The sequence below is a fragment of the Rhodopseudomonas sp. BR0C11 genome, from assembly GCF_010820945.1.
In the GTDB taxonomy this organism is placed as follows: domain Bacteria; phylum Pseudomonadota; class Alphaproteobacteria; order Rhizobiales; family Xanthobacteraceae; genus Rhodopseudomonas; species Rhodopseudomonas palustris_H.
Genome location: NZ_QTKI01000287.1, coordinates 1 through 6,250, shown reverse-complemented (window position 1 = coordinate 6,250; position 6,250 = coordinate 1). Strand labels below are relative to the sequence as shown.

Genomic DNA, 6,250 nt, shown 5'->3' with positions numbered 1-6,250 from the left:
CCACTGCATCAAGCATCACATGCTGGACGCGAAGTGGATGGCGTTCATCGACATCGACGAGTTTCTGTTCTCGCCCGTCGCCGACAAGGTCACCGACGTGCTCGGCCGGTTCGACGGCGCGCCCGCGGTCGGCGTGTTCTCGCCGTATTTCGGCTCGGCCGGCCACGAGCAGCGGCCGCCGGTGCCGATCAGCCGCGCCTTCACCAAGCGCTCGCCGCTGTCGAAGATCTCGGCCAAGACCATCGCCAACCCGCGCTGGATCCGCGCCATCCGCAACGTGCATCTCTACAAATACTGGCGGGGCGAAACCATCGACACCATGGGCCGGCCGTTCCAGGGCGACCGCCCGGTGCTCGATCTGCTCAGGCTCAATCACTACTGGTCGCGCTCGCTGTCCGACCTTCAGACCAAGATCCAGCGCGGCGACGCCTCGACGCCGGTGCCGCGCGACAGCGACTGGCATTTCGCCGCCGAGAAAGACATGAACGCCGAAGACGACGCCTCGATCCTGCCGGTGCTGGATCGCGTGTTCGGCAAGGCGGAGGACGCGGCGAAGGCAGGCTGAGGACGACACGCAACGAAAGCATCGCATGGCCGTTTTGATCCGGCGCGGCACGCCCGCCGATGTCAACGCAATCACCGACCTGACGATGCGCGCCTACAGCAAGTGGCTGGCGCTGATCGGCTACAAACCGCTGCCGATGCTCGCCGACTACGCGGTCGCGATCCGCGAGCATCGCTTCGACCTGCTGGAAGCAGACGGCACCCTCGCCGCGCTGATCGAAACCGAACTCCGCGATGACGATCTGCTGATCGTCAACGTCGCGGTGTCGCCCGACGCCCAGAAACGCGGCTACGGCCGCCGCCTGATGGACCTCGCCGAACAAATCGCTACTGAGGCCGGCCGCTCGACACTGCGGCTCTACACCAACGAACGCTTCGAAGAGAACATCCGGCTGTACGCATCGCTCGGCTATGCCCACGAGCGGCTGGAAACCCGCGCGAATGGGGCACGGGTGGTGCATATGGTGAAGGGACGAGATAGTTCTCCTCCTCAACCAGCGGATAATTTGCAGAATTATCGCGAGTCGCAGCCCCAAGCGAACTTAACTATCGATGGACGCCCCCGAAAGGTGATCGACCATCCTCGCCTACGCTAGTCGAATACCGGATAGCTCTCGGGCCATTCCTTGGTGATAGCCTTCGCCGCACCTGTCTTTGCCCTATCCTTCGGCATGGAGACACCGAGATCAAGCCAATGGACGACATTATAGTAACGTTGACCGTCGCCCCCGATATATTCTTTGAGAAGTTGAGCCAGGCGTTTCTTTGAGAACGCGCGCACAGCCTTTAGTGCGCATGCCCTTCTTACGCTATCATCCTCATCCAAAAACAGGCGATTGATTTGAGCGTTGGTGAGAGTCCGAAAGCTCGAATCCGAGATTTCAATGATCAGGCGCGCCAGCAAGCGCTTGGGCATTTGCTTTTCAAGAAGCTCTGCGAGCCTCCTCTTGCCAATGGCGTACATCGCTTTAGCGGCTAACCGGTATTCAGCACTATAATCCGTGCTGATCATCGATATTCCAACCTCACTCCTCTTAACAGCCGCAATAATAAGCGGTATATCTTGCCATTCGCCATGCCTCTGCAGATACTCCACGTCGTGACGGGAATAATCGACAAAGTCACTTTCGAGAGTCTTGCGGACGAGCTTCAGATGCTCTGCAACACCTGCCTTGCAGACAATATCAAGGGCCCGCCGGGTGAATCCCTTACGAAGAAGATCTCCGAGCCCCTTAGTATCTTTGACCAGTTGATTATCCTCTCCATAGCGAGAGGCCATTTCGGCAACGCCTTCGGCATAGTCTTGATGAAACTGATCTTCGATCAGCATAATCAATTGTTGCGGTTGACGGGCGAATTGCCTTTGTAGCAGCGCCAGCCGAACATCCCGCTGAAAAATTGTCTCATTTGCTGCAAGGACCTCAAGCTCGGCGTCGGTCTTCGCTGCAAACATAATCTCCCTGAATTTTGCAAACTGGCGTTCCCCGGATTGCGCGCCGGCCCCCAGGATTCCGCCGCTTGTCTGCCTCAGCAGTATCGACTTGGCCTGCTCCTCCGTGAACGCCCTACCGTTATCAGCCAAAGCTGTCAGAGCGACATACCGGACATCCTCATCGGCATCGGTAAGCAGTCGTTCAGCATCGCTTACGGAGAGTTTGCCTCGCTTCGCAAGAAGCGCAGCGCTGATCCTTCGGACCGAAGCGCTTCGGTGATTCGTGCCGTCAACCAATGTCTCTGCGTCAATCGTGGATTCTTTTTCGAATAAGCGCGCTAGAAGCTGTCGATCGACAGAATCGGGTTGCAACTCATAGAGGACCCTGACGGCCTTCTCACGCCCCTGCCGTAGACTAATTCGAAGAATAGCATCAATACTTGCGCTGCGGGTCTGATAGTTAGTGCGATCATATTCTTCTTTGATGCTAGGTATATCTTCTGGAACGCCGCACTCAGCCAAATAAGCCAGAGCGGCACTCTTTTGCTCGCTTTGCGTATCCTTACTGAGCCATCTTTGTAGAAAGAACTCGCGTGGCCTTTTCTCGGAAACTGGCAACGGCTCTTCAATGAGTCGCGCAGCCAATAGAGCGTTCGCCTGAATACGATGCCCTTCCCGGAATATGGAAAGCAAACATAACAGGCCCCGCTCGAAGCCATCGACCTCCATATACCAATGCCAGAGAGGAACGTTTTCCGAAGAAAAGTTTTCAAGGCCACTGAAGAGGAGCCCGAATTTCTCGCGACGATCGAGGGGCAGCTCGCTGCGGTGTGCAAACAACAAATTGGCATCGTGCGCCCCGACAGTCGCATCATCATTACCCGGTTTCTTTACCGTGGTCGCGACAAGCCGCAGGCGCGCCACCTCGGTCGCGGTGTAGTTGTCTGCTGGCGATTCTGCGGCGGTCAAGAAATTACGCAGAAATCGAGCGGCTTCTGCAGCGATGCGTGGATCGCGCGCGGGCTGTTCTTCCTGTGTCACCCGTTGCTGTTCGGTCGGCGTTGCCTGCGTCTCACTCGACAGCTTTTGCGATTCAGCATCGCGAAGCTTCTGCACGTAGGCGGTAATTCTGGCACGCACCTTTCCTTCGAACTCGCTGAGGTCCTTAAAGAGTTCGAAGAGAATTTCCTTTCCAGCAGCAATTTTCTCCCGGAATGCGACTACCTTCTTCAGTTCGTCGCCGGGATCACGAAGCAATTCCTTGTCGACTTCTTTGAAATACAGCGCGAGTTCGGGTCGACCAGTCGAGCGGCGACTCGTGAGGGAGGTTTCGAATTCTTCTTCGAAGCCAGACGTAAATGGCCCAGATTTACTGGGCGGCGTCCCCCAGCGTTTCCACATCATGCCGATGACGAGTTCACACCGCTCAAGATCTTGATTGATAGTCCCTTGCGGACGCCCGTATTGAGAAACGGTGTCCTCCCAACCGACAAGCTCGACGTGGTACCCTAGGGTATCGGCCCAAAGCTTGTTAAATTCGTCGACGACTGCCTTTGCGGCCCGCCGTTCTTCCTGCAAATCGCCAGGTGACGCTAAAAAAACTCGTATGATCTTGCGCGTGTCTGACATTGGAATTCTTTACAAATATCATTCTGGTGCGGGCGGCCGGGGTCGAACCGGCACAGCTCTTTCGAGCCGAGGGATTTTAAGTCCCTTGCGTCTACCAATTTCGCCACGCCCGCATCCCGGACCGCGAGGCCGCCGAAAACTGGCGGCTGCGGCGGTGGCTGTCCGGCTCGGCGGCCGTGACATTGCCAAGTTCCGCGCCAGTGCGCCGCATTCATAATCGACCCTGCGGCGCAACGCAAAGCGGGGTTGCAGCCGTGTGGCGGATTCGCCGTCCGCGCGCTTTGACATCGCCCCGCATTGTCGGCTGGAATACGCACGGCGCCTGCGGCGTCGGGCGCGGCGGTCTCTCTCAAGCCGATGCAGATTCCGCTCTCCCTCTGCCCTGCCCCGCTGTTGCCCGTTCCTTGCATGCAGGCCGCCCGAGACGTCCCATAGAGCCCACCACAGCCGAGGTGACCCGCGCATGCCGACCATTGACCGTATCGACGCCTTCGCCGACGAAATGACCGCGATCCGCCGCGACCTCCACGCCCATCCCGAGATCGGCTTCGAAGAGGTGCGGACCTCGAGCATCGTCGCCGAGAAGCTCGGCCAATGGGGCATCGAGGTGCATCGCGGCATCGGCGGCACCGGCGTCGTCGGCGTGCTCAAGGGCAAAGGCGAAGGCAGCCGCCGCATCGGACTGCGCGCCGACATGGACGCGCTGCCGATGGACGAAGCCACCAACCTGCCGTGGCGCTCGACCATCCCCGGCCGCTTCCACGGCTGCGGCCACGACGCCCACACCACCATGCTGCTCGGCACCGCGCGCTATCTCGCCGAGACCCGCAATTTCGACGGCACCGTGCACTTCATCTTCCAGCCCGCCGAGGAAGGCCTCGGCGGCGCGCGCGCGATGCTGAAGGACGGCCTGTTCGAGAAATTTCCGTGCGACGAAGTGTACGGCCTGCACAACGCGCCGGACCTCGGCCATGGCGAGATCGCGATCCGGCCCGGACCGGCGATGGCCGGCGCCGATTTTTTCGACATCACTATCTCGGGCTACGGCGCCCACGGCGCGATGCCGGAGCGCTCCAAGGACCCGGTGGTGATCGCGATGACGCTCGGCCAGGCGCTGCAGACCATCGTCAGCCGCAATGTCGATCCGCTGCAGTCGGCGGTGCTGTCGATCACCCAGATCCATTCCGGCTCGGCCTATAACGTGATCCCCGGCGAAGCGCGGCTCGCCGGCACGGTGCGCGCGTTCTCCGACGAGATCCGCAACCTGATCCGCACCCGGATGCGCGCGGTCGCGGCCGGCATTGCGGCGGCGTTCGAGGTCGACATCAAGGTCGACATCCGCGACATCTTCAGCGTGCTGGTGAACGCGCCCGAGCACAGCGAGCGCGTCGCCGAGGTGGCGCGCAGCATCGTCGGCGACGCCAACGTGAAGACCCGCGAAACGCCGAAGATGGGCAGCGAGGATTTCGCCGATATGCTGCAGGCGGTGCCCGGCGCATATTTCTGGATCGGCCACGACGGCAACGTGCCGCTGCATAACCCGGGCTTCGTGCTCGATGACAAGATCCTCCCGGTCGGCGCCAGCATGTTCGCCCGGCTGATCGAAACCCGGCTGCCGGTCGGCGGCCACGACGGAGCTACGCATGTCTGACGGCCTCGCCACCACCGCCACCGCGCTGCACGACCTCTCGGCCACCGAACTGCTCGCCGGCTATTACGGCAAGCAGTTCTCGCCGAGTGAGGTGATGGAAGCGGTGATCGCCCAGGCGACGCGCTGGGAGCCGCATATCAATGCGCTGTACGAATTCGATCCCGACACCGCGCGCAAGGCGGCGCAAGCCTCGACCGCGCGCTGGGCCAAAGGCCAGCCGCTCGGCCTGCTCGACGGCGTGCCGGTGACGATCAAGGAGAACGTCGCCACCGAAGGCGTGCCGGTGCCGCTCGGCGTGCCGATCACGCCGCTGATGCCGGCCGCGGCCGATGCGCCGCCCGCCGCGCGGCTGCGCGAAGCCGGCGGCATTCTGTGGAGCAAGACGACGATGCCGGATTTCGGCATGCTGTCGTCGGGCCTGTCGAGCTTCCACGGCGTCACCCGCAATCCGTGGGACGTGTCGCAGAACACCGGCGGCTCTTCCGCCGGCGCCGGCGCTGCGGGCGCGGCCGGCTACGGGCCGCTGCATCTCGGCACCGATATCGGCGGCTCGGTGCGGCTGCCGGCGGCGTGGTGCGGCATCTTCGCGCTGAAGCCGAGCCTCGGCCGCGTGCCGATCGACCCGCCCTATGTCGGCCGCTGCGCCGGACCGATGACGCGCACCGTCGACGACGCCGCGCTGATGATGAGCGTGCTGTCGCAGCCCGACAGCCGCGACGGCATGAGCCTGCCGCCGCACGATTTCGACTGGAGCGATCTCGACACCACGCTGCGCGGCAAGACCATCGGCCTGCTCACCGATCTCGGCTTCGGCATGGAGCTGGAAGACGAGGTGCGCGACATCGTCACGCAGGCGGCGCGCAAATTCGAGGCGCAGGGCGCGATTATCAAGCCGGTCGAACTCGGCTTCACCCGCGAGATGATGGACGGGCTCGACAATTTCTGGCGAGCGCGGATGTGGAGCGATCTGGCGC

The 6,250-nt window shown here is 61.6% G+C and carries 5 protein-coding genes and 1 tRNA gene; 4 read left to right on the top strand and 2 right to left on the bottom strand.

Translation table 11 applies throughout. The features are described 5' to 3' along the window. On the top strand, nt 1-565 hold a 565-nt coding region (locus tag DYI24_RS18930), incomplete at its 5' end, for a glycosyltransferase family 92 protein (RefSeq protein ID WP_164573410.1). A gap of 25 nt (nt 566-590) precedes the next feature. Next, complete coding sequence (locus tag DYI24_RS18925) at nt 591-1,160, top strand: GNAT family N-acetyltransferase (RefSeq protein ID WP_246701301.1); 570 nt, start codon at nt 591-593, stop codon at nt 1,158-1,160. On the opposite strand, the gene DYI24_RS18920 is transcribed toward DYI24_RS18925, so the two are convergent. After that, the gene (locus DYI24_RS18920) at nt 1,157-3,625 is read right to left on the bottom strand and encodes a DUF4062 domain-containing protein (RefSeq protein WP_164573409.1); all 2,469 of its coding nucleotides are present in this window, start codon (nt 3,623-3,625) and stop codon (nt 1,157-1,159) included. The genes DYI24_RS18925 and DYI24_RS18920 overlap by 4 nt on opposite strands. A 24-nt stretch (nt 3,626-3,649) precedes the next feature. Continuing rightward, nucleotides 3,650-3,738: transfer RNA gene (locus DYI24_RS18915), tRNA-Leu, on the bottom strand. Nucleotides 3,739-4,088: 350 nt separating this feature from the next. Between DYI24_RS18915 and DYI24_RS18910 the strand changes: the two genes are divergently transcribed. Both DYI24_RS18910 and DYI24_RS18905 read left to right on the top strand, forming a co-directional pair. Next, a complete protein-coding gene (locus tag DYI24_RS18910) occupies nt 4,089-5,276 on the top strand; it encodes a M20 aminoacylase family protein (RefSeq protein ID WP_107345228.1) in 1,188 nt (395 codons plus the stop codon). Further along, the coding region (locus DYI24_RS18905; protein ID WP_164573408.1) for an amidase at nt 5,269-6,250 on the top strand (982 nt) is incomplete at its 3' end. The genes DYI24_RS18910 and DYI24_RS18905, both read left to right, overlap by 8 nt.